General features: G+C 74.2%; 21 protein-coding genes, 2 tRNA genes and 1 pseudogene. 16 read left to right on the forward strand and 8 right to left on the reverse strand.

Annotation, left to right across the window (positions count from 1 at the left end; translation table 11 throughout):
* Position 1: 1 nt before the first annotated feature.
* Positions 2-1,834 (reverse strand): FUSC family protein, encoded by a 1,833-nt coding sequence (locus ACIQBJ_RS21445; protein WP_400712681.1) that lies wholly within the window; start codon positions 1,832-1,834, stop codon positions 2-4.
* A gap of 264 nt (positions 1,835-2,098) precedes the next feature.
* Here ACIQBJ_RS21445 and ACIQBJ_RS21450 point away from each other — a divergent pair.
* Together ACIQBJ_RS21450 and ACIQBJ_RS21455 are read left to right on the forward strand one after the other, a co-directional pair.
* Positions 2,099-2,171 (forward strand) — tRNA-Thr (locus ACIQBJ_RS21450).
* 125 nt (positions 2,172-2,296) lie between these two features.
* A complete protein-coding gene (locus ACIQBJ_RS21455) occupies positions 2,297-2,956 on the forward strand; it encodes a LuxR C-terminal-related transcriptional regulator (RefSeq protein ID WP_400712684.1) in 660 nt (219 codons plus the stop codon).
* Between the two features lie 48 nt (positions 2,957-3,004).
* Here the strand turns inward: ACIQBJ_RS21455 and ACIQBJ_RS21460 are convergent.
* Positions 3,005-3,789 (reverse strand): annotated as a pseudogene (locus tag ACIQBJ_RS21460) (DUF6597 domain-containing transcriptional factor).
* A 306-nt stretch (positions 3,790-4,095) separates the two neighbouring features.
* Between ACIQBJ_RS21460 and ACIQBJ_RS21465 the strand changes: the two are divergent.
* The 4 genes from ACIQBJ_RS21465 (at position 4,096) to ACIQBJ_RS21480 (ending at position 8,303) form a co-directional block, all read left to right on the forward strand.
* On the forward strand, positions 4,096-4,659 hold the full coding sequence (locus ACIQBJ_RS21465) for a TIGR03086 family metal-binding protein (protein ID WP_400712687.1): 564 nt from the start codon (positions 4,096-4,098) through the stop codon (positions 4,657-4,659).
* 67 nt (positions 4,660-4,726) lie between these two features.
* Entirely contained in the window at positions 4,727-5,686 is a 960-nt protein-coding gene (gene galE, locus ACIQBJ_RS21470; RefSeq protein WP_400712690.1) for a UDP-glucose 4-epimerase GalE, read from the forward strand.
* A 143-nt stretch (positions 5,687-5,829) separates the two neighbouring features.
* A complete protein-coding gene (locus ACIQBJ_RS21475) occupies positions 5,830-6,699 on the forward strand; it encodes a LuxR C-terminal-related transcriptional regulator (protein ID WP_400712693.1) in 870 nt (289 codons plus the stop codon).
* Between the two features lie 62 nt (positions 6,700-6,761).
* Positions 6,762-8,303 (forward strand): polysaccharide biosynthesis protein, encoded by a 1,542-nt coding sequence (locus ACIQBJ_RS21480; protein ID WP_400712696.1) that lies wholly within the window; start codon positions 6,762-6,764, stop codon positions 8,301-8,303.
* A gap of 122 nt (positions 8,304-8,425) precedes the next feature.
* On the opposite strand, the gene ACIQBJ_RS21485 is transcribed toward ACIQBJ_RS21480, so the two are convergent.
* Positions 8,426-8,920, reverse strand: coding sequence for a MarR family winged helix-turn-helix transcriptional regulator (locus tag ACIQBJ_RS21485; protein ID WP_400712699.1), 495 nt, complete (start codon positions 8,918-8,920; stop codon positions 8,426-8,428).
* A 117-nt stretch (positions 8,921-9,037) separates the two neighbouring features.
* On the opposite strand from ACIQBJ_RS21485, the gene ACIQBJ_RS21490 reads away from it, so the two are divergent.
* On the forward strand, positions 9,038-9,832 hold the full coding sequence (locus tag ACIQBJ_RS21490) for a methyltransferase domain-containing protein (protein WP_400712702.1): 795 nt from the start codon (positions 9,038-9,040) through the stop codon (positions 9,830-9,832).
* 19 nt (positions 9,833-9,851) lie between these two features.
* Here the strand turns inward: ACIQBJ_RS21490 and ACIQBJ_RS21495 are convergent, their stop codons facing one another.
* Both ACIQBJ_RS21495 and ACIQBJ_RS21500 read right to left on the reverse strand, forming a co-directional pair.
* Complete coding sequence (locus ACIQBJ_RS21495; RefSeq protein WP_400712705.1) at positions 9,852-10,562, reverse strand: TetR family transcriptional regulator; 711 nt, start codon at positions 10,560-10,562, stop codon at positions 9,852-9,854.
* On the reverse strand, positions 10,559-11,527 hold the full coding sequence (locus tag ACIQBJ_RS21500; protein ID WP_400712708.1) for an acyl-CoA desaturase: 969 nt from the start codon (positions 11,525-11,527) through the stop codon (positions 10,559-10,561). Before ACIQBJ_RS21500 ends, ACIQBJ_RS21495 begins: the two co-directional genes overlap by 4 nt.
* Before the next feature lie 244 nt (positions 11,528-11,771).
* Here ACIQBJ_RS21500 and ACIQBJ_RS21505 point away from each other — a divergent pair.
* From ACIQBJ_RS21505 to ACIQBJ_RS21530, 6 genes are all read left to right on the forward strand, one after another.
* Positions 11,772-11,842 (forward strand) — tRNA-Gln (locus ACIQBJ_RS21505).
* Between the two features lie 100 nt (positions 11,843-11,942).
* Positions 11,943-13,388: a bifunctional UDP-N-acetylglucosamine diphosphorylase/glucosamine-1-phosphate N-acetyltransferase GlmU gene (gene glmU / locus ACIQBJ_RS21510; protein WP_400712711.1), complete on the forward strand. Its 1,446-nt coding sequence runs from the start codon at positions 11,943-11,945 to the stop codon at positions 13,386-13,388.
* 155 nt (positions 13,389-13,543) lie between these two features.
* Complete coding sequence (locus tag ACIQBJ_RS21515) at positions 13,544-14,524, forward strand: ribose-phosphate diphosphokinase (RefSeq protein WP_400712714.1); 981 nt, start codon at positions 13,544-13,546, stop codon at positions 14,522-14,524.
* Between the two features lie 250 nt (positions 14,525-14,774).
* Positions 14,775-15,362, forward strand: coding sequence for a 50S ribosomal protein L25/general stress protein Ctc (locus ACIQBJ_RS21520; protein ID WP_400712717.1), 588 nt, complete (start codon positions 14,775-14,777; stop codon positions 15,360-15,362).
* Positions 15,363-15,483: 121 nt separating this feature from the next.
* Positions 15,484-16,059, forward strand: a complete 576-nt coding sequence (gene pth, locus ACIQBJ_RS21525; RefSeq protein ID WP_400712720.1) for an aminoacyl-tRNA hydrolase — start codon at positions 15,484-15,486, stop codon at positions 16,057-16,059.
* 105 nt (positions 16,060-16,164) lie between these two features.
* Positions 16,165-16,446 carry a hypothetical protein gene (locus tag ACIQBJ_RS21530; RefSeq protein ID WP_400712723.1) on the forward strand — a complete coding sequence of 94 codons (282 nt, stop codon included), beginning with the start codon at positions 16,165-16,167 and terminating at the stop codon, positions 16,444-16,446.
* A 65-nt stretch (positions 16,447-16,511) separates the two neighbouring features.
* Here the strand turns inward: ACIQBJ_RS21530 and ppc are convergent, their stop codons facing one another.
* Entirely contained in the window at positions 16,512-19,307 is a 2,796-nt protein-coding gene (ppc, locus tag ACIQBJ_RS21535) for a phosphoenolpyruvate carboxylase (RefSeq protein ID WP_400712726.1), read from the reverse strand.
* 217 nt (positions 19,308-19,524) lie between these two features.
* On the opposite strand from ppc, the gene ACIQBJ_RS21540 reads away from it, so the two are divergent.
* A complete protein-coding gene (locus tag ACIQBJ_RS21540) occupies positions 19,525-20,790 on the forward strand; it encodes a sensor histidine kinase (RefSeq protein WP_400712729.1) in 1,266 nt (421 codons plus the stop codon).
* A gap of 64 nt (positions 20,791-20,854) precedes the next feature.
* Here ACIQBJ_RS21540 and ACIQBJ_RS21545 read toward each other — a convergent pair whose 3' ends face one another.
* Together ACIQBJ_RS21545 and ACIQBJ_RS21550 are read right to left on the reverse strand one after the other, a co-directional pair.
* Positions 20,855-21,358 (reverse strand): SUKH-3 domain-containing protein, encoded by a 504-nt coding sequence (locus ACIQBJ_RS21545; protein WP_400713581.1) that lies wholly within the window; start codon positions 21,356-21,358, stop codon positions 20,855-20,857.
* 43 nt (positions 21,359-21,401) lie between these two features.
* Positions 21,402-21,857 (reverse strand): YwqJ-related putative deaminase, encoded by a 456-nt coding sequence (locus ACIQBJ_RS21550; RefSeq protein WP_400712732.1) that lies wholly within the window; start codon positions 21,855-21,857, stop codon positions 21,402-21,404.
* Positions 21,858-22,209: 352 nt separating this feature from the next.
* On the opposite strand from ACIQBJ_RS21550, the gene ACIQBJ_RS21555 reads away from it, so the two are divergent.
* Complete coding sequence (locus ACIQBJ_RS21555) at positions 22,210-23,370, forward strand: Gfo/Idh/MocA family protein (protein ID WP_400712735.1); 1,161 nt, start codon at positions 22,210-22,212, stop codon at positions 23,368-23,370.
* Complete coding sequence (locus ACIQBJ_RS21560) at positions 23,367-24,347, forward strand: NAD-dependent epimerase/dehydratase family protein (protein ID WP_400712738.1); 981 nt, start codon at positions 23,367-23,369, stop codon at positions 24,345-24,347. The genes ACIQBJ_RS21555 and ACIQBJ_RS21560 overlap by 4 nt, the downstream gene beginning before the upstream one ends.
* Positions 24,348-24,375: the final 28 nt, after the last annotated feature.

Genomic DNA, 24,375 nt, shown 5'->3' on the forward strand with positions numbered 1-24,375 from the left:
CTCACCCCGCGAGCAGCTGGTCCAGCTCGTCGGCGGCCCGGGCCAGCGCGCTGCGGTCCGGGTCGTGCGGGCCGGTGGGCCGCTCGGCCCGCCCGGCCGGCGGCCGGTGCGCCCGGGCCGCCCCGGTGAGCCGGTCCAGCGAGTCCAACACCCGTTCCACCACGGCCGGTTCGGGCTCGCGCCCGCCGTAGCGCAACTGGGCGGCGTACGCGGCCACCGCCCCCGACAGCCGCTCCAGGGCGGCCGTCGCGGGCAGCCACCGCTCGGCCAGCCGCCCGGCCGGCGGCGGCTCGGACAGGCCCAGGTCCACCTGCCGCCGGGCGTCCGCCAGCGCCCGGTACGCCGTCCGGCGCAGCCACACCTGGGCCACCGGCTCGTCCCGCCCCGCCACCACCGAGGCCAGGTAGGCGCGGACGGCGGTGGCGGCGGTCACGATGCCCGGCTCGATCCGGTGCGGCGGCCGCTCGGGCCACAGCAGGTAGCCGAAGACCAGCACGATCGCGCCGGCCAGCACGGTGTCCAGGACCCGGGGCCAGAACTCGGCGGCCCCGCTCTCCCCGCCGAGCTGCACCAGGATCAGCGCCACCGGCGTCATCACCAGCGTGTTCAGCCCGTAGTGCGCGGCCGTCGAGTACGGCAGCAGCGCCACGCAGCCCGAGACGGCCACCGCCAGCACCCAGGAGTTCGTGGTCAGGGCCAGCAGCACCGCCGTCACCGCGATGCCCAGCACGGTGCCCAGCACCCGGCTGACGGCGCGCTGGAACACCGAGCCCAGGTCCGGCTTCAGGACGAACGCCACCGTCATCGGCACCCAGTAACTGCGGCTCAGGGTCAGCCCGTTGACCACCGCCTCGGCGACCGCCACGCACAGCGCCACCCGCAGGCCGTAGCGCACCGAGCCGCGCGACAGCAGCCGGGCCCGCAGCCGCCACGGGTCGGGCGGCGGCGGGGCGGCGGTCCCCAGCGGGGCCGGGCGGCCCGCGACGGTGTCGGCGGCGGCCCGCAGCGCGGTGTCGAAGGCCGTTCGGGACGGGGTGTCCGGCCGCCAGTCCGGGTACCCCGGCTCCGGCCCGCCGGTGATCTGCGCCGCCAGCCGGACCGGCAGCTCCGCGACCTCCGGCGGCACCGGCCGCCACGCCCAGAGCAGTCCCGCCGCGGCCTCGGTCGCGCCCAGCGCCGCCTCGTAGCAGCGCCGCAGCCACCGGACCCGCTCCGGCTCGGCCCGGCCCGGACGGGGCGGCGGCAGCAGGTCCTGCACCTGGTTGAGCCGGCCGGTGAGCAGGCGGCGGGCCGCCGCGCCCTCCGGGGTGCCGAGCGCGGCCAGCACGCCGCCGAGCGCGGTGTAGGCGTCCGCGAGGGCCCGGGTGCGCGGATCGGTCCGGACGTCGGTGCGGTAGCGCACCCCCAGCAGCAGCACCAGCGCCGCGCCGCACGGCAGCATCGCGGGCGCCGCCCACCACGGGTGCGGCAGCGCCATCCCGCCGCCCAGCGAGGCCGAGACCAGCAGCAGCATCCCGGCGGCCGAGCCGCGCGGGCCGGTCGCGGAGAGCGCGCCGCCCGCGAAGCCGACGGCCGTCAGCACCACCCCGATCAGCAGGCCGCCCGCCCCGGCGTGCTGCAGGCCCGCCCCGATCAGCATCCCGCCGGTGGACGCCGCCAGCGCCAGCGCGATCCGCGGTGCCCGCAGCCGCAGCGGCTCCACCCGGTCGTTCATCGTCGCGTGCATCGCCCCGAGCGCCGCGAACACGCCCAGGTCCAGCCGCCCGCCCAGCAGCCCCGCGAACAGCGGCACCGCCATCCCCAGCGCCGCCCGCACCGTCAGCCCCCACGCCACCACCGGCCGGCTCGGCCGCAACGCCAGCGCCCACCACGCGGACGCCGCACCGGGAACACGACTGCGGCCGGGGGCTGACACAGGATCACGCGCCTTCGCTGCACGGGAGATTCGCGGCTGCTGGGCGACATTGCACGGCAGATCGGGTCTTCTCGGGCAGTTTAGCCCTCCGACCTGGTGGAAGCGGATTTCCCATGGGGTCGGCCGAGCATGTAAAGTCTTCCTCGTCGCAAGGGGAAGCCGCGAGGCGGACCTGAGCAACAAGCCCCTATAGCTCAGTCGGTAGAGCGTCTCCATGGTAAGGAGAAGGTCTGCGGTTCGATTCCGCATGGGGGCTCAGATCGGGAAGGCCCCGCCGTGAGGCGGGGCCTTCCGCGTTTTCCCGGGGGGTCCTCTGGCGGGGCGGGCGATTGTGCGCTGTGATGGTGCGTCGGTCGGCCCGACCGGGGAGGTGAGCGGGGGATGAGTGCGCGGCTCGTGGTGGCGGACGACCACCGGTTGATGGCCGAGGCCCTGGGGTCGGCCCTGCAGCAGCGCGGGCACCGGGTGCTGGGCGTCGGGTCGCCGTGCGCGGGAGTGCTGGAACTGGTCGCGGGGCGGCGCCCCGAGGTGTGCCTGCTCGGGACCGGGGACCGGCCGGAGGACCCGTTCGAGCCGCTGCGGCGGCTGCGCCGGGAGCGGCCGGAGATCGCGGTGGTGGTGCTGGGCCCGCTGGGCGCGCCGGCCCGGGTGGCGGCGGCGTTCGCCGCGGGCGCGGCCGGCTACGTGCGCAGCGACGAGCGGATCGACGTGGTGGACCGGGCGATCGCCCGGGTCCGGGCCGGGGAGGCGGCGGTCGCGGTCGACGTGCTGCGGGCCGCGTTCGAGCACCTGCTGTGGCCGGTCGCCGAACCGGACGACGAGGCGGTCCGGCTGCTGCGGCTGCTGACCCGGCGGGAGGTGCAGGTGCTGGCGCGGATCGCGGACGGCGAGGACACCGCGGCGATCGCCGCGGCGATGCGGATCGCCCCGTCCACCGCCCGGACGCACGTGCAGCGGGTGCTGACCAAGCTCGGCGCGCGCTCCCGGCTGGAGGCGGCGGCGCTGGCTGCCCGGACCGGCCTGCTCGACCAACTGGCCTGAACCTCAAGGCCGTTCGGCGTTGAGCGTTCGGCGTTCGGCGTTCGGCGTTCAGCGTTCGGCGAAGGCCGAGGGCGGGACGCCGAGGGTGCGGGTGAACTCGCGGGTCAGGTGCGCGTGGTCGCTGTAGCCGAGTTCGGCCGCCAGCCGGGACCAGTCGGGCGACTCCTGCCCGGCGGCGGCCTCCAGCGCCTCGTGCAGCCGGTAGCGCAGGATCACCCACTTCGGCGGCACCCCGACCCGGGCGGCGAACAGCCGCTGCAGGCTCCGCACCGTCAGGCCGCCGAGCGCGGCCAGGTCGGCGACCCGGCGGATGCTCCGGTCGTGCCGGGCCAGGTCGGCCGCCGCAGCGCGAGGTCGGTCTCCGGGTCCGGGCGCGGGCCGCGGGCCAGCAGCAGGGCGTCCAGCGCGGCGACCCGCAGGCCGTCCGGGAGCGCCGCCGCCCCGGCGGCGTCCTCCGCCCCGGGCCAGACCTCCGCCAGCGGCACCCGGCGGCCGGTCCACGCCGAGACCGGCACCCCCGGGGCGAACGCGCCGAAGCCGCCCGGCCGGAACTGCACCCCCGCGACCCGGCCCCGCCCGGTCAGCTCCTCCCGGGCCACCCCGGTGCCGATCCCGGTCAGCTCGGCCCGCCCGGGCCACTGGAACACCACGTTCACCGAGGGGTGCGGCAGCACCGCCGAGACGTACGGCTCGGCCAGGTCCCAGTCGATCAGCCAGTAGTGCTCGACATAGGGCCGCAGCGGCCCGGCCGCGTCCCACCGCCGGAACCGCACCCTCGCCAGCAGCCCGTCGGGGTCGAGGATGCCCCGGGTGTCCTCACGCGGTGGAGCCATGCGACCAGGCTAAGCACCCCGGGGCCCACGGGGCCGCGCGGGAGCGAAGCTCCAGGGGCCCGGGGAACGGCGGTGCCGAGTGGCTGGTGTCCGACGGGCTGCTGGGCGCCACCCCGTTTCGGGCCGAAGGCCCTTGGCGACAGCCCCGTGGCGCCCCACTGTCCTCCGGCCCTCAGCCCCTCGGCCCCGCCGTTCCCCGGGCCCCTGATTGTTCCCGTCTCGCCTGCCGAAGAGTTCCCGGCCCCCCGATCACCCTGTCGCGTTTCTTCAAGCCCCGGCGCGGCCCCCCGCCGTAGCGTCGGGGGCATGAGCACTCAGATCGCCGCCCTGCTGCGGGCCGCCGCCGACCGTACCGTTCCCCTGGTGGAGGCCCTGCCGGACGGGGGGTTGGGGGCGCCGACGCCGTGCGGGGAGTACGACGTGCGGGGGCTGGTGCGGCACCTGTGGCAGGTGGTGGTGAACTTCCGGGAGCTGGCGGCGAAGCGGGAGGTCGACTGGTCGCTGCCCGCGCCGGAGCTGGCCGGGGACTGGCGGGGCCGGTTCGCGGCGGACACTGACGCGCTGGTCGCGGCCTGGGCGGAGCCCGGCGCGGACGAGGGGACGACGGGCGCGATGGCGCTGCCCGCGGTGACCGTCGGCGGGATGGTGCTGCTGGACCTGACCGTGCACGGCTGGGACCTCGCCCGGGCGACCGGCCTGCCGTACGGGCCGGCCCCGGAGGCGGTCGCCGCCCTGGGCCCGCTGACCGCCGAACTCGCGCCGACCGCACGGACGATGGGGATGTTCGACGAGCCGGTCGGGTACTCCGGGGACGATCCGTTCGCGGCGCTGCTGGCGCTGACCGGCCGGGACGCGGGGCGGACGGCCTGACCGCGGGTTCAGGCGGGTGCCCTATGCTCCGGACGAGGAACACCCGAATGTCGCGGAGGTCGAGGGCATGAGCAAGTACCTGGTCACGGGCGGAGCCGGCTACGTGGGGAGCGTGGTGGCGGCCCACCTGCTGGAGGCCGGCCACCAGGTCACGGTGCTGGACGACCTGTCCACCGGGTTCGCCGAAGGGGTGCCGGACGGCGCCGAGTTCGTCCGCGGCCGCATCCAGGACGCCGCCGACGTGCTCGACCCCTCCTTCGACGGCGTGCTGCACTTCGCCGCCTCCTCGCAGGTCGGCGAGTCGGTCGCGGACCCGGAGAAGTACTGGCGCAACAACGTCGCCGGTTCGCTCGAACTGGTGACGGCGATGCGCAAGGCCGGCGTGGGCCGGCTGGTCTTCTCCTCGACCGCCGCCGTGTACGGCGAGCCGGAGGAGGTGCCGATCAAGGAGACCGCGCGCACCTCGCCGACCAACGCCTACGGCGCCACCAAGCTGGCCGTGGACCACCTGATCACCTCCGAGGCGATCGCCCACGGCCTGGCCGCCGTCAGCCTGCGCTACTTCAACGTGGCCGGGGCGTACGGCCGTTACGGCGAGCGCCACGACCCCGAGTCGCACCTGATCCCGCTGGTGTTCCAGGCCGCGCTCGGGCAGCGCCCGCACATCTCGGTGTTCGGCGAGGACTACCCGACCCCGGACGGCACCTGCATCCGCGACTACATCCACATCGCCGACCTGGCCGAGGCGCACCTGCTGGCGATCGCCGCCGCCAAGCCCGGCGAGCACCTGATCTGCAACCTCGGCAACGGCACCGGCTTCTCGGTGCGCGAGGTGATCGAGTCCGTCAAGCGCGTCACCGGCCGGGAGATCCCGGTCCAGATGGCCGGCCGCCGCCCCGGCGACCCGGCCGTCCTGGTGGCCGCCGCGGACCGCGCCCGGGACGCCCTCGGCTGGGTTCCGAAGCGCCCCGAACTGGACGAGATCGTGGCCGACGCCTGGGAGTTCACCGTCGCCCACCGCGCCTGACCTGCCCGCTCCCCGGCCCGACTCCGCCCCCGAAGTCCCTGTGTACAGGAACTTCACCAAACCCCCACGCCGCCCGGGCGTCCGCCCGTAGGCTGAGTGCGGCACCGGTGGGGGTCGGGCCACGAGCAGGGGGGCAAGGACGAATGGGGCGGATTCGCGTCCTGGTGGTCGACGGCCACCGGATCTTCGCCGAGGCACTGGCGACCGCACTGGCCGCCGAACCCGACGTGGACGTCGGGGCGGCGGGCAGCGCGGCGGCGGCCGAACGCGCACTGGAACGGGCGGCGACCGAACGCCGCCCGTACGACGTGGTGCTGGTCGACATCGACCTCGGCGCCGCCCCGGCGGCCGCCCGCCCGGCCGCGGTGCCACCGCCCCGGGCCGTTCCCGCCGGGCAGCAGCAGCGGTCGGCCGCACCGTCGTTGACGGCCCCTCAGGTTCCCGCCGAGGCCCGGCCGCTGTCCGACGGCACCGCCCTGATCGGCCGGGTCCGCCGGGCCCACCCGGAGCTGCGCGCCGTGGTGCTGGCCGCCGCCGACGACCCGCCGCGGGCCGCCCGGGCCCTTCAGGCCGGCGCCAACGGCTGGGTGGCGCGCGAGAGTTCGCTCGGCGCGCTGATGGCCGTGGTGCGCGGCGTGCTGCGCGACGAGACCCACCTGCCGCCCGCGCTGCTGACCGGCGTGATCCGCGAACTCACCTCGGCCCGCCGGGACCGCTCGGAGAGCGAGCGCCTGGTCGCCGCGCTCACCCCCCGCGAGGAGGAGGTGCTGCGCTGCATGGTGGCCGGCCTCGGCCGCCAGGCGGTCGCCGAACGGCTGTTCCTCTCCCCGCACACCGTCCGCACCCACATGCAGAACGTCCTGGGCAAGCTGGGGGTGCACTCCACACTCGCCGCGGTGGCCGTCGCCCGCCGGGCCGGCATCGCCCCCTCCGAACCCCCGGGTCCGCTCCCCGCGCCCGTTCCCGTCCCCCCGCCGACCGTCGCCTCAACCACAGGCCCCGGCGCGGGCTGACCGAGCCCCCGCCTTCCCGCACGTTCCACTCCGTGAGTCGAGTCAGGGATACCGGAGGACAGATGTCGCCGCACCCCACTGCCGCACGCCCCGAAGCGTCCAGTACCCGCCCGCCCGCCCAGCGGACCCGCCCCGTCGGCCTGCGCACCCTCGTGGTCGGGGGCGGCGCCGCCGGCACCGCCCTGGTCCGCGACCTGGGCCGGACCCCGGAGTTCGGGCTCGTCCCGGTCGGGGTGCTGGACGACGATCCGGACAAGGCCGGGCAGGAGGTCTCGGGCAGTCCCGTCCTGGGCCGCCTGGCCGACCTCACCCACCTGGCCCTGACCCACCGCGCCCAGGTGGTGGTGCTCGCCATCCCCGGCCTCCCGCACCAGCGGGTCCGCGAACTCGCCACCTCCGCCGCCGCGGCCGGCGCCGCCGTCCGCTACCTGCCGTCCTTCCTCTCGGCGCTGCGCCGCGAGGTGGTCGGCTCCGACATGCGGACCCTGGACGTCAACCGGCTGATCGGCCGGCACGAGGTGCACGTGGTCTCCCCGGACGTCCGCACCGTGATCGAGGGCCGGCGCGTCCTGGTCACCGGCGCGGGCGGCTCGATCGGCAGCGAACTCTGCCGCCAGGTCCAGGCGTTCGGGCCCGCCGCGCTCTACATGCTCGACCACGACGAGTCCAACCTGCACCGGCTCCAGCTCGACATCTGGGGCGAGGCGCTGCTCACCGACGAGTCCCTGGTGATCGCCGACATCCGGGACCGCCCCCGGGTCCAGCAGATCTTCCGCGACCTCCGCCCCGACGTGGTCTTCCACGCCGCCGCGCACAAGCACCTCCCGCTGCTGGAGCGGCACCCCAGCGAGGCCGTCAAGTCCAACGTGCTCGGCACCGACCACCTGGTCGAGGCCGCGCTCGCCACCGGCGTCGAGCGCTTCGTGCTGATCTCCACCGACAAGGCCGCCGACCCGACGTCCGTCCTGGGCGCCAGCAAGCGGCTCGCCGAGCTGATCGTCCAGGCCAACGCCCGGGACGCCCGCAACCTCGGCACCGGGGTCTTCGCCGCCGTCCGCTTCGGCAACGTGCTCGGCTCGCGCGGCTCGCTGCTGTCCGTGCTGGAGGAGCAGCTGCGCAGCGGCGGCCCGGTGACGGTCACCCACCCCGACGTCACCCGCTTCTTCATGACCATCGAGGAGGCCGTCGGCCTGGTCCTGGAGGCCGGGCGGATGGCCGAGGGCGGCGAGGTCTTCGTGCTCGACATGGGCGAGCCGGTCCGGATCGTCGACCTGGTGCACAACTTCGCCGAACAGGTGCAGCTCGGGGCGGACGAGGTCGAGATCCGCTACACCGGCCTGCGGGCCGGCGAGAAGCTGAACGAGGCGCTGTTCTCCGACACCGAGGAGCGCCTCCCCACCGCCCACTCCCGGATCTTCGCCACCGTCGCGGACCACGCCACCGTCCCCGAGGACCTCGCGGGCGGCCTCACCGGGCTCTACGACGCCGCGACGGTCAACTCCGACTCCGAGGTCCGCGACCGCCTGGCGGCGCTGCTCCCCGGCTACCAGAGCGCCCACTCGCGGACCCCGGCCCTGACCACCCCCTACCCGGACGGCTTCTGAAACCAGGAGGCTCGGGGGCCTTCGGCCCGAAACGGGGTGGCGCATCGCAGCCTGTTGGACGCCTGCCCCTCGGCCCCGCCGTTCCCCGGGCCCCCGGAGCTGCGCCCCAGAGCCTTCGAGGACTAGCCCGCGCGGTCGAAGGGGGCGACCAACTGGCGGAGGAGGGTGGCGAGTTCGGTCTGCTGGGCGGGGGCCAGCTGGGAGAGGATCTCGCGCTCGTGGGAGAGCAGGCCGGCCAGCGCCTGGTCGGCCTTGTCACGGCCCTCGTCGGTGAGCCGGACCAGCACGCCGCGGCGGTCGTCCGGGTCGGGGAGGCGGACGACCAGGCCCTTGGTGGTGAGGCGGTCGATCCGGTTGGTCATGGTGCCCGAGGTGACCAGGGTCTGGGTGAGCAGCTGGCCGGGGGAGAGCTGGTAGGGGGAGCCGGCCCGGCGCAGGGCGGTGAGGACGTCGAACTCCCAGGGTTCGAGGCCGTGCTCGGCGAACGCGGTGCGCCGGGCCCGGTCGAGGTGGCGGGCGAGGCGGCTCACTCGACTGAGGACCTCCAGCGGGTCCACGTCGAGGTCGGGGCGCTCTCGGCGCCATGCTGCGACCAGGCGGTCGACCTCGTCCTCCATGACGATCAGTGTATCGGGGGTTGTGTCGATGTGAAGTCTCTTGACATCAAGAGATAACAAAGGAAGTCTTCGGCGCGACAGAGATATCTTGACGTCGAGATACTTCGGAGGTTCGCCGTGCCCGCCGCCTGGGACGCCGAGCAGTACCTGCGCTACGCCCGCGAACGCGCCCGCCCGATGGCCGACCTGCTCGCCCGGGTCCCCGAACTCCCGTCCGCGCCACGCGTCCTGGACCTCGGCTGCGGCCCCGGGAACTCCACCGCCGCGCTCCGCCGCCGCTGGCCGGACGCCCGCCTGCTGGGGCTGGACAACTCGGCCGCCCTGCTGACCGAGGCCCGGACCGCCGGCGAGCCGTCCGCGGAGTACCGGGAGCAGGACGTCACGGCCTACGACCCGGCGCCCGAGCGGCCGGACCTGATCGCCTCCAACGCCGCCCTGCACTGGATGGACACCGACACCGCCGACCACCTGGAACTGCTGCCGCGCTGGGCGGCCGCGCTGCGCCCCGGCGGGGTGATCGCCTTCCAGCTGCCCGGCAACTTCGCCGCCCCCAGCCACACCCTGCTCGCCGAACTGCGCCGCGCCCCGCGCTGGCGCGACCGACTGGCCGCCGCTCGCCCGGACGCCTCCTGCCACGCCCCGGAGCGCTACCTGGCGGCGCTGGCGGCGGCGGGCTGCACCGCGGACGTCTGGGAGACCACGTACCTGACCGTCCTGACCGGGACCGACCCGGTGCTGGAGTGGGTCAAGGGCTCCGCGCTCCGCCCGGTGCTGGACCTGCTGCCGCGGGAGCGGGACCGCGCCGCGTTCCTGGCCGAGTACGGGGCGCTGCTGCGCGCGGCGTACCCGGCGGGGGAGCACGGCACGGTGTTCCCGTTCCGCCGGGTCTTCGCGGTGGCGGTCAAGCGGTGAGCGGAGGGCGGACGGGCCGTCAGTTCTTGCGGTCGCCGACCAGCTTGGGGTGCCGCTCCAGGCCCTCCAGGCCGTGCCAGGCCAGGTTGACCAGGTGGGCGGCGACCTCCGCCTTGCCGGGCTTGCGGACCTCCAGCCACCACTGGCCGGTCAGCGCCACCATGCCGACCAGCATCTGCGAGTACATCGGCGCGAGCCGGGCGTCGAAGCCGCGGGACTTGAACTCCAGGCCGAGGATGTCCTCGACCTGGGTGGCGATGTCGCCGATCAGCGAGGCGAACGAGCCGGTGGACTGGGCGACCGGGGAGTCCCGGACCAGGATCTTGAAACCGTCGGTGGAGGTGTCGATGTAGTCCATCAGCGCGAACGCGGCCTGCTCCAGCAGCTCGCGGGAGTGCCCGCCGGTGAGCGCGCCGGTGACCATGTCGAGCAGGAGCTGCATCTCGCGGTCGACGACCACCGCGTACAGCCCCTCCTTGCCGCCGAAGTGCTCGTAGACGACCGGCTTGGAGACTCCGGCCCGCTCGGCGATCTCCTCCACCGAGGTGCCGTCGTAGCCGCGTTCGGCGAAGACCGACCGGCCGATCTCCAGCAACTGCTCGCGGCGCTGCTTGCCGGTCATCCGCACCCGGCCGCTCCGGCCCCCGCCCCGCCGCGGGGGCTGCTGATGGCCGGCGCTGTCTCCGTTGGTCCCGTTCACCCCTCCATCATGCTGTAGGCGCTGCCTCATGCGGCGCGGCGGGCGGCGATCCGCTCCGCGCCGGGCCAGCGGACGTCCCGGGCCCAACCCGCCTGCTCGAACCAGCGGATGATCCGGGCGGAGGAGTCGACCTGGCCGCGGAGCACGCCGTGCCGGGCCGAGGTGGGGTCGGCGTGGTGCAGGTTGTGCCAGGACTCGCCGCAGGACAGCACGGCCAGCCACCACACGTTGCCGGACCGGTCGCGGGACTTGAAGGGGCGCGAACCGACCGCGTGGCAGATCGAGTTGATCGACCAGGTGACGTGGTGCAGCAGCGCGACCCGGACCAGCGAGCCCCAGAAGAAGGCGGACAGCGCGCCCTGCCAGCTCCAGGTGACCAGGCCGCCGACCACCGGGGGGACGGCCAGCGAGATCAGCGTCCAGAGCCAGAACAGTCGGGAGATCGCCCTTATCGCCGGGTCGCGGACCAGGTCGGGGGCGTACGTGAGCTGCGGGGTCTGCTCCTCGTCGAACAGCCAGCCCATGTGCGCCCACCACAGGCCCTTGAGCAGCGCGGGCAGGCTCTCGCCGTAGCGCCAGGGGGAGTGCGGGTCGCCGTCCTTGTCGGAGTAGCGGTGGTGCTTGCGGTGGTCGGCGACCCAGCGCACCAGCGGGCCCTCGACGGCCATCGAGCCGGCCACCGCGAGCGCCAGGTGCAGGGCGCGGCCGGCCTTGAAGGAGCCGTGGGTGAAGTAGCGGTGGTAGCCGACGGTGATGCCGTGGCAGGTGAGGAAGTACATGAAGACGCCGAGCCCGGCGTCCAGCCAGGACAGCCCCCGGCCCCAGGCGACCGGGACGGCGGCGGCCAGGGCCAGGAAGGGCACCGCGATGAACAGGCCCAGGGTGACGCGCTCCAGGCGGCCCTGGCGCTCGCCGCCCCTGGTGGCGGAGAGCTGGCGGGGGATCGGGTGGTCCTCGGCGGCGCGCGGCGGCGCCTGCCCGGCCTCGATGGTCATGGCGCTTCCCGGGGGAGGAGGGGTGGGGTGCGACGAGTACCTACGTCTGCGTAACTTACGGCATCGTAGGTAGTGCGGGCCGGGAAGCGGAAGAGGGCCCGGGCTCCGTGTCGCAGTGTTCCCCCGGCGGATTCCGAACGGTCGGCGCGCGGGGGCCGGGACGTCGTTCGTGTGCCTTCGTGGAAGGTGGTGGAGCTACGGGCCGTCAAGCCGTAGGCTGTGCTGGGCGCGGAAACGCGCCCTTTCCGCCGTGGTGTAATGGCAGCACAGGGCCCTTTGGAGGCCTTTGTCTGGGTTCGAATCCTAGCGGCGGAGCCCGTTCCGACCGTTTCGACCGTTTCGGATGCTTTCCGTCCCCCTTGCCTCGGTATCCTCGGTGCACTCTCGTCCCGCATCGACCGAGGAGCTCCCCCGCGTGAGTGCCAACCAGCCCGCTGCCGTGATCGTGCTCGCCGCCGGCGGCGGCACGCGGATGAAGTCCAGGGCCCTGCCGAAGGTGCTGCACGAGATCTGCGGCCGCTCCCTGGTGGGCCACGCGGTCAGCGCCGCCGAGGAGTTGACGCCGGGTCAGCTGGTCGTGGTGGTCGGCCACCTGCGCGAGCTGGTCGAGGCGCACCTGGCCGAGCAGTACCCGGCGGCCCGCCCGGTGGTCCAGGAGCAGCAGAACGGCACCGGCCACGCGGTGCGCACCGCGCTGGCGGCGCTGGCCGCCGACGGGGTGGAACTGGACGGCACCGTGCTGGTCACCACCGGCGACGCCCCGCTGCTGACCGGCGCCACGCTGGGCGCGCTGGCCGCCGCGCACGCCGAGCAGGGCAACGGCGTCACCGTGCTGACCGCGGTGGTCCCGGACGCCACCGGCTACGGGCGCATCCTGCGCGACGCGGACGGCGCGGTCGCCGCGATCGTCGAGCACAAGGACGCCAGTGCCGAGCAGTTGGCCGTCACCGAGATCAACTCCGGGGTGTTCGCCTTCGACGCCAAGCTGCTGGCGCTCGCCCTCTCACTGGTCGGCACCGACAACGCGCAGGGCGAGGAGTACCTGACCGACACCCTGGAGATCCTCCGCCGGGAGGGCCACCGGGTGGGCGCGGTGGTGGCCGCCGACCACCGGGAGATCGTCGGCATCAACGACCGGGTCCAGCTGGCCGAGGCCCGCCGGCTGCTGAACGCCCGGCTGCTGGAGGACGCCATGCGGGCCGGCGTCACCGTGGTCGACCCGGCCTCCACCTGGTTCGACGTCCGGGTGACGTACGAGCCGGACGCGCTGGTCCACCCGAACACCCAGCTGCACGGCGCCACCCGGCTGGGCGAGGGCTGCGAGGTCGGCCCGAACACCACCCTCACCGACACCTCGGTGGGCGCCGGGGCCCGGGTGAGCAACGCCACGGCCGAGCGCGCCGAGATCGGCCCGGAGGCCGTGGTCGGCCCGTACGCCTACCTGCGGCCCGGCACCAGGCTGGCCCGGAAGGCGAAGGCCGGCACCTACGTGGAGATCAAGAACTCCGAGCTCGGCGAGGGGGCGAAGGTCCCGCACCTGTCCTACATCGGGGACGCGACGATCGGCGAGGGCACCAACGTGGGTGCGGCGTCCGTCACAGTGAACTACGACGGCGTGGACAAGCACCGGACCGTCATCGGGGCGCACTGCCGCACCGGTTCCGACAACATGTTCATCGCCCCGGTCACCGTCGGTGACGGCGCCTACACCGCCGCCGGATCGGTCATCACCCATGACGTACCTGCGGGTTCGCTCGGTGTGGCCCGGGCCCAGCAGCGCAACATCGCGGGCTGGGTGGAGCGCAAGCGGCCCGGTTCCGCCTCGGCCCGCGCGGCCGCCGAGGCGCACGGGACGGAGTAGTCCGGAGGGGCCGCCGGGGATCTTGAGGAGTGGTCCCCGGCCGCCGCTCGCGGTCCGGGGCGCGTAACCTGAAGTACACACGTGCGCCATCGGGCCTGCTCGGCCGTGCCTCGGCGTACTCACTCAGCGTTGCAGCAACCCGAGGAGACGGTGCAGTGAGCGGGATCACGACCTCCGGCGAGAAGAAGCTCAAACTCTTCTCCGGCCGTGCCCACCACGAACTTGCCGAGGAGGTCGCCCGCGAACTGGGCACCGAACTCGTCCCGACCAAGGCCCTGGACTTCGCCAACGGCGAGATCTACGTCCGCTTCCTGGAGTCCGCCCGCGGCGCGGACTGCTTCGTGATCCAGAGCCACACGGCTCCGATCAACCAGTGGATCATGGAGCAGCTGATCATGATCGACGCGCTGAAGCGCGCGTCGGCCCGCAGCATCACCGCGATCCTGCCGTTCTACGGCTACGCCCGGCAGGACAAGAAGCACCTCGGCCGCGAGCCCATCTCGGCCCGCCTGGTCGCCGACCTGCTCCGCCAGGCCGGCGCCGACCGGCTGATGGCCGTGGACCTGCACACCGCGCAGATCCAGGGCTTCTTCGACGGCCCGGTGGACCACCTGTTCGCTCTGCCGATGCTGGCCGACTACGTGGGCGACCGGGTCGCCGACCGCTCCAAGCTGACCATCGTCTCCCCGGACGCCGGCCGGGTGAAGGTCGCCGACCAGTGGTGCGACCGGCTGGGCGCCCCGCTGGCGATCATCCACAAGCGCCGCGACATGTCGCAGGCCAACACCATCCTCTCCGCCGAGGTGGTCGGTGACGTCAGGGACCGGGTCTGCGTCCTGGTCGACGACATGATCGACACCGCCGGCACCATCTGCGCCGCCGCCGACGCGCTGTTCGACGCGGGCGCCGCCGACGTCATCGTCGCCGCCACCCACGGCGTGCTCTCCGGCCCCGCCGCGGACCGGCTGAAGAACTCCCGGGTCAGCGAGTTCGTGTTCACCAACACCCTGCCGACCCCGGCCCAGCTCCAGCTGGACAAGATCACCACGCTGTCGATCGCCCCGTCGATCGCCGCCGCGGTGCGCGAGGTGTTCGAGGACGGCTCGGTCACCAGCCTCTTCGAGGGCGTGCACTGACCCTCCGTCGGACCCCGGTCGGCCCCCCGCTCCGCCCCGGAGCCGGGGGCCGATTTCACGTCCGCGCCATCCCCCGGTTAGGCTGGGGAGAATGCTCGGCGAGGGATGCCCTTCACAAGGTGGTCCGTGATCGACGCGCGAGAACGATGCGCCTTGATCGAACCGCCGAGCGTCCCCCCGAAATACCTGAGGGTGTGGCCCGGCGGTTCTGTCGTTCCTGCACCCCTTCGCCTTCACGAGGAGTGCAGTCGTGTCCGAGATCCGCCTTGCCGCCGAAGCCCGCACCGAGTTCGGCAAGGGTGCCGCCCGTCGCGCCCGCCGCGCCGGCTTCGTCCCCGGTGTCGTGTACGGCCACGGCCACGCCCCGGTGCACCTGAACCTGCCCGGCCACGACCTGATGATGGCCCTGAAGACCCCGAACGCGCTGCTGGTCGTCCCGATCGACGGCAAGGACGAGTTCGTGCTGCCGAAGGCCGTCCAGCGCGAGGCCATCAAGCGCTCCATCGAGCACGTCGACCTGCTGCTGGTCAAGCGCGGCGAGAAGGTCACCGTCGAGATCCCGGTCCACACCGAGGGCGAGCTGGCCCCCGGCGGCAACCTGATCGAGAACGTGCTGAACGCCCTCCCGGTCGAGGCCGAGGCCACCCACCTGCCCGAGGCCGTCACCGTCTCGGTCGAGGGCCTGGAGGCCGGCGCCGCCATCACCGCCGGCGACATCACCCTGCCCTCCGGCGTGACCCTGGCCGTCGAGGCCGACACCGTCGTGCTGCAGGTCATCGGCGCCCAGGCCCCCGAGGCCGTCGAGGACGAGGCCGGCGACGAGTCCGCCGAGGCCTGATCACCTCCCGCCCGCTGCCCCGGCCGTCCCGCACCCGCGCGGACGGCCGGGGCAGCGGCGTGTCCGGGACGACGGCACCCGGGATGATGGCGGTACGGAGAACACCCGCGTGAGGAGCGGCATGAGCGAGTACGACGGCCCCTGGCTGGTGGTGGGGCTCGGCAACCCGGGCAAGGAGTACGCCCGCAACCGGCACAACATCGGCTTCATGGTGGTCGAACTGCTGGCCCAGCGGATGGGCGCGAAGTTCAAGGCCCACAAGAGCCGGGCCCAGGTCGCCGAGGGGCGGCTGGCCGGCAAGCGGGTGGTGCTCGCCGAGCCGATGACCTTCATGAACCTCTCGGGCGGCCCGGTCACCGCGCTGCGCGACTTCTACAAGGTCCCGGCCGCCGCGATCGTCGCCGTGCACGACGAACTCGACCTGGACTACTCCGGGTTGCGGCTCAAGCTCGGCGGCGGCGACAACGGCCACAACGGCCTGAAGTCGATCACCAAGTCGCTCGGACCGGACTACCACCGGGTGCGCTGCGGCATCGGCCGCCCGCCCGGCCGGATGGAGGTCGCCGACTTCGTGCTCAAGGACTTCTCCGCCACCGAGCGCAAGGACCTGGACTGGTTCGTCGACCGGGCCGCCGACGCCGTCGAGGCACTGCTCCAGGACGGCCTGGAGCGCGCCCAGCAGAACTACCACTCCTGACCCCCGGCGCCCACCACGCTCCGTGCACAACGTTCATGCAACGCTTGCCCGCTGGAAGCTGACTGGGGGTCAGGACCGGCCGCGGATCGGATACCGTCGGGGTGGATGCGCAGGATTGAAGTGCCGTCACTGGGGGTATGGACCGTGATCCGGTCGAAGCGGATGGGCAAGGTCGTCGGAGGAGCCGTGCTGTGCCTGGCCGCCGGAGGGTGGGGCGCCGCGCCCGCCGCGGCCGCCGAACCCAGCACCGGCCCGGAGCCCGCCGCCGCCAGACTCGCCCCGCCCACCGGCTCGGTGGGCGCGGTCGGCGTGTACGCCGTCGGCGGCGGCCTGGTCGTGGCGGCCGGCGGCGCGGCCACCTGGCTGCGCAAGCGCAAGAAGGCCTGACGGACGACGGCCCGCCCCCCGGACCGGGGGGGCGGGCCGTCGTCGTGCGCCGGACCGGCCGGTGGTCAGCCGGTGTTGCGCAGGCCCGCCGCGATGCCGTTCACGGTCAGCAGCAGCGCCCGGGCCCGCAGCGGGTCCTCCGGCCGGCCGGCCGCCACCTCCTCGCGCTGGCGGCGCAGCAGCGCCACCTGCAGGTAGGAGATCGGGTCCAGGTAGGCGTCGCGGACGTTGAAGGTCTGCTTCAACACCTCGTTGTGCTCCAGCAGTTCGCCCTCGCCGGTGAGCCGCAGCACCTCGCGCAGGGTCAGGTCGTGCTCGGCCACGATCTGGTCGAAGACGTGGTGCAGCTCGGCCGGGACCAGCTGCTCGACGTAGTGCCGGGCGATCCGCAGGTCCGTCTTGGCCAGCGTCATGGCGACGTTGGACAGGAAGTTGCGGAAGAAGTGCCAGTTGCCGTGCATCTCGTCCAGCACGTCGCCCAGGCCCGCCGCGCGGGCCGCCGCCAGGCCGGAGCCGACGCCGTACCAGCCGGGCACGATCTGCCGGGACTGCGTCCAGCCGAACACCCACGGGATCGCCCGCAGGCCGTCCAGGCCCGCGCCGGAGTCCGGGCGGCGGGACGGGCGGGAGCCCAGGTGCAACGAGGCCAGCTGGTCGACCGGGGTGGCGGCGAAGAAGTACTTCGGCAGGTCCTCCTGCTCGACCAGCGCCCGGTACGCGGTGTGCGCGGCCTCGGAGACCCGGTCCATCGCGGCGTCCCAGCGGGCCAGCTCCTCCGGGGCCTGCCGGGGCGCGGTGTGCAGCGCGGACGCGGCCAGCGTCGCGGAGAGGGTCAGCTCCAGGTTCTCCCGGGCCAGCGACGGCAGCAGGTACTTGTCGGAGATCACCTCGCCCTGCTCGGTGACCTTGATCTCGCCCTCCAGGGTGCCCCACGGCTGCGCGAGGATCGCCTCGTGCGAGGGGCCGCCGCCGCGGCCGACCGTGCCGCCGCGGCCGTGGAACAGCCGCAGCCGGATGCCGTACCGGTGCGCGACGTCGCGCAGCCGGCGCTGGGCCCGGTGGATCTCCCACTGCGAGGTGGTGATGCCGCCGAACTTCGAGGAGTCCGAGTAGCCGAGCATGACCTCCTGGATGTCGCCGCGCAGCGACACCAGCAGCCGGTACGACGGGTCGGAGAGCATCTCGTCCAGGATCCGGTCGGCCTCCTGGAGCTCGTCGGTGGTCTCCAGCAGCGGCACGATGCCGATCTTGGCGATGCCCGCGTGCAGGTCGATCAGGCCGGCCTCGCGGGCCAGCACCGCGGCCGCGAACACGTCGTCCGCGCCCTGGCACATCGAGATGATGTACGACTCGACGATCTCGTCGCCGAACCGCTCGAAGCCCTCGCGGATGGTGGTGAACACGCCCAGCGTCTTGGCACCCGCGGCGTCCAGCGGCGCCGGGGTCGGGGCCAGCGGGCGGCGCGAGCGCATCTCCTTCGACAGCAGGCGCTGGCGGTACTCGCGCGGCATGTCGGTGTAGCGCCACGCCTCCTCGCCGAGCCGGTCGAACAGCTGGCCCAGCGCGTGGTGGTGCGCCTCGGCGTGCTCGCGCACGTCCATGGTGGCGAGCTGCAGGCCGAACGCCTCGATGGTGCGGATCGCGCGGGCCAGCCGGCCGTCGGCGATCAGGCCGCCGCGGTGCGCGCGCAGCGAGTCCTGGATCAGCCGCAGGTCGGCGATCAGGTCCCGGGTGCCGACGTAGTCGCGGCCCGGGCTGGGCGCGGTGCCCGCGGCCAGCCGGTCCCGGGTGTTCTCCAGCTTGATCCGGACGCAGGTGGCCTTCAGCCGGTACGGCTCCTCGGCGTTCATCCGCTTGTAGCGCGGGCTCAGCTCCGGCAGGTGCGCCAGGTCGGCCTCCAGCGAGGCCAGCAGCTCCTCCGAGGCGCCGGCCAGGCGGACCGAGGTGGAGAGCGAGGCGCGCAGGTCGTCGACCGCCTCCAGGGCGTCCTTGATGCCGTACTCGTGCTGCAGGTTGAGCACGTCCCAGGTGACCCGCGGGGTGACGTTCGGGTTGCCGTCCCGGTCGCCGCCGATCCAGGTGCCGAAGGTCAGCGGGCGGACGCCCTCGGGGAGGGACAGGCCGACCCGGGCCAGCTCCTCGTGCAGCTCCTCCAGCACCTCCGGGACGGCGTCGCGGTACAGCTCGTCCAGGTAGTAGACGGCGTTGCGGGCCTCGTCGGTGGGCTCGGGGCGGGCGATCCGCAGCTCGTCGGTCTGCCAGAGCAGGTCGATCACCTCGGCGAGGCGGCGGTCGGCCTGGCGGCGGGCCGAGGTCTGCCGGGCGCTGTCTACCCGGCCGGTGGCGGCCTGCTCGCGGTGGATGCGCTCCAGCAGCTCGCCGACCCGGCGCAGCTTGTTCAGCACGCTGCGGCGGGCCGCCTCGGTCGGGTGCGCGGTGAACACCGGGCGGACCGCGAGGTTGGCCAGGGTGTCGGCCAGGTGCTTCGGGTCGGCGTCCTTCAGCTCGTCCACGGTCTGCGAGAGCAGCGAGCCCTCGCGGGCCCGGCGGGCCGCGAACTCCCGGCCGCGGTGCACCTGTTCGGTGACGTTCGCCAGGTGGAAGTAGGTGGAGAACGCCCGCACCAGCTTCGCCGCGGTGTCCAGGTCGATCTCGGCCAGCAACTGCGCGGTCGCCTCGCCGTCGGTGCGGCTCAGCAGCCGCACCTGCTCGACCAGGCCCAGCAGTTCGGGGCCCTCCTGGCGCACGAGGGTCTCGCCGAGCAGGTCGCCGAGGCGACGGATGTCCGCGCGCAGGGCGGCGTTGTCTGCGTCGGCGATCGGGGATGGGTTGTCCGCCGAGGTGGGGACCGGAGCGGTCACGGCTGGCTCCCTGTGGTGGTGGGGTTCGGCAACGGCTCTGCCATCACCGCGGTGCGGGTGACGGGTGCGGACCGCGCTGTCCGACGGGCAACAGCATAGGTGGCACGGGGTGCCAGAACGGAGAGGTGGCCGGATGGCGGACAGGTCGCGCGGTTCGCCGCCGCCCCGTCGCGCACGTTCCCGCGGCCGCCCGCGCGGGGTTGCGTATCGTGGCCGCATGAGTGAGAAGCCGGCGGGGGACGGCGTGTGGTGGTGGGCGCGGCGGCGCGGCGCGGTACTGGACGTGGGGCTGGCGGCGGTCTCGGGGCTGGAGTGCGCCCTCGGGGCGTACGGGCTGATCCGGGACCGGCTGCACCTGGGCGTCCCGGCCGCCGTGGTGTGCGTGGTGCTGGGGGCGCTCGCGGGCGCCTCGTTGCTGGTGCGGCGGCGCTGGCCGGTGGTGCCGGTGGTGGTGGCGCTGGTGTTCGTGCCGGGGTTCTTCGGCGTGGTGCTGCTGGTGGTGTCGCTGTACACGCTGGCGGCGACCTGGGAGTGGCCCTCGCGGCGCGGCCGGGTGGTCGGGCTCGCCGCGCTCGCCATGGTGGAGACCTTCGGGATGGTCTGGTTCGCGATGTCGGCGCCGCCGAAGACGCCGTCCGCCGAACCGCTGCCGCCGACCTGGGTGTACGCCGTGACGGCGGCCTTCGTCGCGGTCGGCATGGCGGTGGCCCCGGTGGCGAGCGGCCTGTACGTGGGCGCGCGGCGGCGGCTGGTGGAGTCGCTGAAGGACCGCGCGCAGGGACTGGAGACCGAGCTGACGCTGCTGGCCGAGCAGGCCAGGGAGCGGGCCTGGCGGGCCCGGGCCGAGGAGCGCACCAGGATCGCCCGCGAGATGCACGACGTGGTCGCGCACCGGGTCAGCCTGATGGTGGTGCACGCCTCCGCGGTGGAGCGGATCGTCCCCAAGGACCCGGTGAAGGCCCAGCAGTCGGCCAGGCTGATCGGCGAGACCGGTCGGCAGGCGCTGGACGAACTGCGGGAGATCCTCGGCGTGCTGCGGATGACCGAGCCGCAGGAGCAGGTGGAGGCCCCGGTCGGCGGCCTCGGCGAACTGCCCGGACTGGTCGAGCAGTCCCGGATCGCGGGCATGGCGGTGTCGCTGACCGTCAGCGGCGACCCGGCCCGGTACGCGGCGGAGGCCGAGCAGACCGCCTACCGGGTGGTGCAGGAGGGCCTGACCAACGCGCACAAGCACGCCGGCGGGGCCCGGGTGGCGGTGCTGCTCGCCTACGTGCCCAACGGGGTGCGGGTGTCGGTGGTGAACGACTGCCCGGGCGGGGACGGCGTCGCGCTGCCGAGCGGCGGCAACGGCCTGGTCGGCATGCGGGAGCGGGTGCTCGCGCTCGGCGGGGCGTTCCACTCCGGACCGGAGCAGGACGGCGGCTTCCGGATCGAGGCGGTGCTGCCCTCCCGGCTGCGGACGGCCCGCGAACCACTGGACTGACGGAGCGTCAGGAACCCTCGGCCGGACGGGCGTTCGGCCGACCGACGGCCGACCGTGCGCCCGGTCAGTCCTCGGCGGTGCGCAGCCGGTGCGGGGCCAGGCCGAGCACCAGGGTGGCGATCGCCCGGTCGACGCCGTCCCCGAGGAACCACTCGCCGGTGTGGTCGAGGCTGTAGACCCGGCCCTGCTCGTCGACGGCCAGCAGCGCCTGCCCGTGCAGCTCCTCGCCGAGCGGCGCGAGCCGGGTGTCCAGGGCCCGGCCCAGGTCGGCCAGCGCGCGCGGGGCGTGCAGGCCGCGGCGCGGGTCCAGCAGGAACGGGGTGCGGGCCAGCACCCGCCCCGGCCCCGGCACGTCGAAGGCCAGGCCGCCGAACTCGGCCCAGGCCTCGATCGCGGCCGGGAACACCGCGTGCTGCGGGTCCAGCGGGCCGCCGTGCGCGACCAGGGCGTCGGCCCACTGCTCGGCCTGCCGGATCTCCCAGCGGCCGGGGTGCCAGCCGGCCTGCTTGAGCGCGGCGGCGACGTCGGCCGGGAACCTGGGCCGGTTGCGGACGGTGCTGGCGTTCAGGGCGTGCTCCGTGGTTCGGGGACGGGGGGACGTGCGGGTGCGGTCAGCCGCCGGACGGTCCGACCTGCACGCTGGCCACGTTCAGATGATCCAGCAGCGGGCCGCAGGAGCGGCACGGCGGGGCGTGCGTGCCGTGCGCCGGATCGCCCTCCTCGCGGATCCGCACCGTGGTCATCCGGGCGCCCTTGAGCGCCTTGCGGGCCTCGTGCAGCGTCATCGGCTTGCGCGCCGCCCGCTTCGACCGGGAGGCGTCGACCTGCGCCAGGTACTGCGACAGCAGGGCCGGCTCCGGGCACCGGCCGAGGAAGCGCTCGCGCTTCTCCACCGGCAGCCCCGCCAGGAACTCGCCGACCAGCGGGTGCAGCATCGGGGCCGGCGCGGACTTCTCCCCGGCCAGCGTGTGCACCTCGCCGCCGCGCAGCGACAGCGCCGCGGCCACCGCGGGCAGCAGGCTGTCGCGCTGGTGCCGCAGCACCGGGGGCGGGCCCGACTCATCCATGACTGCTCCTCGGCTTCGGTACGGCGCACCGGCAGTTCTCAGCTGCCGGGGGTCTGCTGACGGAGGGTGAACTCCCGAGGACCGGACGGTCCACGGAGAGTGAATCCTCACCCCGGAGCGTCCAGCCTGCCAAACCGTACCGACGCCCGCCGCGCCGGGGTCCGGACACGGGGCGCGCGGAGGTGTACGGAGGGCCGAACCGCCGCCGCGCGCGCCCCGGGCGGGGCCACCCGGTTTTGCCGATTGTGCCCCGGCGGGCCCGGCCGGGCCGGTACCGTTCGAGCGACGCGGCGGCAAGGGGGGTCTTGCGATGGGGTCGAACGTCGTGGCGCACGAGGCGCCAGGGGAACACGTGCCCACACCGGGCAGCACCGAGCGGCAGCCCGACCGGCGGATCGGACTCGCGGTGGTCGGGGCCGGCTACTGGGGCCCGAACCTGGTCCGCAACGCCCAGCAGACCGCCGCGCTGCGGCTGCACTGGCTGTGCGACCTGGACGAACAGCGCTCCCGCCGGGTCCTCGGCGAGTACTCCACGGTCGCCTCCACCACCTCCTTCGACGAGGTGCTGGCCGACGAGCGGGTGCAGGCGGTCGCCATCGCCACGCCCGCCGCCGCCCACCACCGGCTGGCCCGGGCCGCCCTGGAGGCCGGCAAGCACGTCCTGGTCGAGAAGCCGATCACCACCACCGCCGAGGAGGCCGCCGACCTGGTCGCCCTCGCCGAGGAGCGCGGCCTGGTCCTGATGTGCGACCACACCTTCTGCTACACCCCCGTGGTCCGCCGCATCCGCGAACTCGTGCACGCCGGCGAACTCGGCGACATCCAGTTCTTCGACTCGGTCCGGATCAACCTCGGCCTGGTCCAGCCCGACGTCGACGTGCTCTGGGACCTCGCCCCGCACGACCTGTCGATCCTCGACTTCGTGCTGCCGCCCGGCGTCGAACCCGTCGGCGTCAGCGCCCAGGCCGCCGACCCGATCGGCGCCGGCCGGGCCTGCGTCGCCTACCTGACGCTCCGGCTGTCCAACGGCGCGCTCGCGCACTGCCACGTCAACTGGCTCTCCCCGACCAAGGTCCGCACCACCATGATCGGCGGCTCCCGCCGCACCCTGGTCTGGGACGACCTCAACCCGCAGGCCCGGCTCGCCGTCCACGACCGCGGCGTCGACCTCACCCCGCCCGACGAACTCACCGACGCCATCCGGCACCGCGCCCTGATCTCCTACCGGGTCGGCGACATGGTCGCCCCCGCCCTGGTCGAGCAGGAGGCCCTGCGGAACGTGATGGGCGAGTTCGCCGCCGCCATCGCCGAGGGCCGCCCCGCGCTCACCGACGGCCGGGCCGGACTGCGCGTGCTGCGCCTGCTGCACGCCGCCTCCCGCAGCCTCGAACTCGGCGGCGCGACCGTCCCCGTGGACCCGGCCGCCACCGACACCGACCTGATCACCCGTCACCACCCCGCCCAGCCCGTCCAGACCGCCCAGCCCGTCCAGCAGAAGGCCGCCGCACGATGAACGCCGCCGTCCCCCTCGAAGGCTCCCGCTGCCTGGTCACCGGCGGCGCCGGAACCATCGGCTCCACCGTCGTCGACCAGCTCCTCGAAGCCGGCGCCCGCGAGGTCGTCGTCCTCGACAACTTCGTCCGCGGCCGGATGGCCAACCTGGCCCGCGCCCAGGAGATCGCCGCCCCCGGACAACTGCGGGTCGTCGACGGCGACATCCGCGACCGCGCCCTGCTGCGCGAACTGCTCGCGCCCGGCACCGACGCGCTGTTCCACCTCGCCGCGATCCGGATCACCCAGTGCGCCGCCGAACCCCGGCTCGCCCTGGAGATCATGGTCGACGGCACCTTCGACGTGGTCGAGGCCGCGGCCGAGGTCGGCGTCGGCAAGGTGATCGCCTCCTCGACCGCCTCGGTGTACGGCCTCGCCGACACCTTCCCGACGCCCGAGACCCAGCACCCGTACCGCAACGACACCCTGTACGGCGCCGCCAAGGTCTTCAACGAGGGCCTGCTGCGCAGCTTCCACGCCATGTACGGCCTGGACTACGTCGCGCTGCGCTACTTCAACGTGTACGGCCCCCGGATGGACGTGCACGGCCGCTACACCGAGGTGTTCATCCGCTGGATGGAGCGGATCGCCGCCGGGCAGCAGCCGCTGATCTTCGGCGACGGCGCCCAGACCATGGACTTCGTCTACACCGAGGACATCGCCCGGGCCAACCTGCTCGCCGCGAGCGCCCCCGTCACCGACCGGGTCTACAACATCGCCTCCGGCACCGAGGTCTCGCTGCGCGGCCTCGCCGACGCCCTGCTCGAAGCCATGGACTCCGACCTCGGCGTCGAGCACGGCCCCGCCCGCGACACCGCCGGCGGCGTGGTCCGCCGGCTCGCCGACATCTCCGCCGCCGAGCACGACCTCGGCTGGAAGCCGGAGCTGGGGCTCACCGACGGGCTGCGCAAGCTCGTCGGCTGGTGGCGCGAGCAGTAACCTCCCGCGCCCCGGCTGTGCGTGAACC

The organism is Kitasatospora sp. NPDC088391 (assembly GCF_044753345.1).
Classification (GTDB): Bacteria; Actinomycetota; Actinomycetes; order Streptomycetales; family Streptomycetaceae; genus Kitasatospora.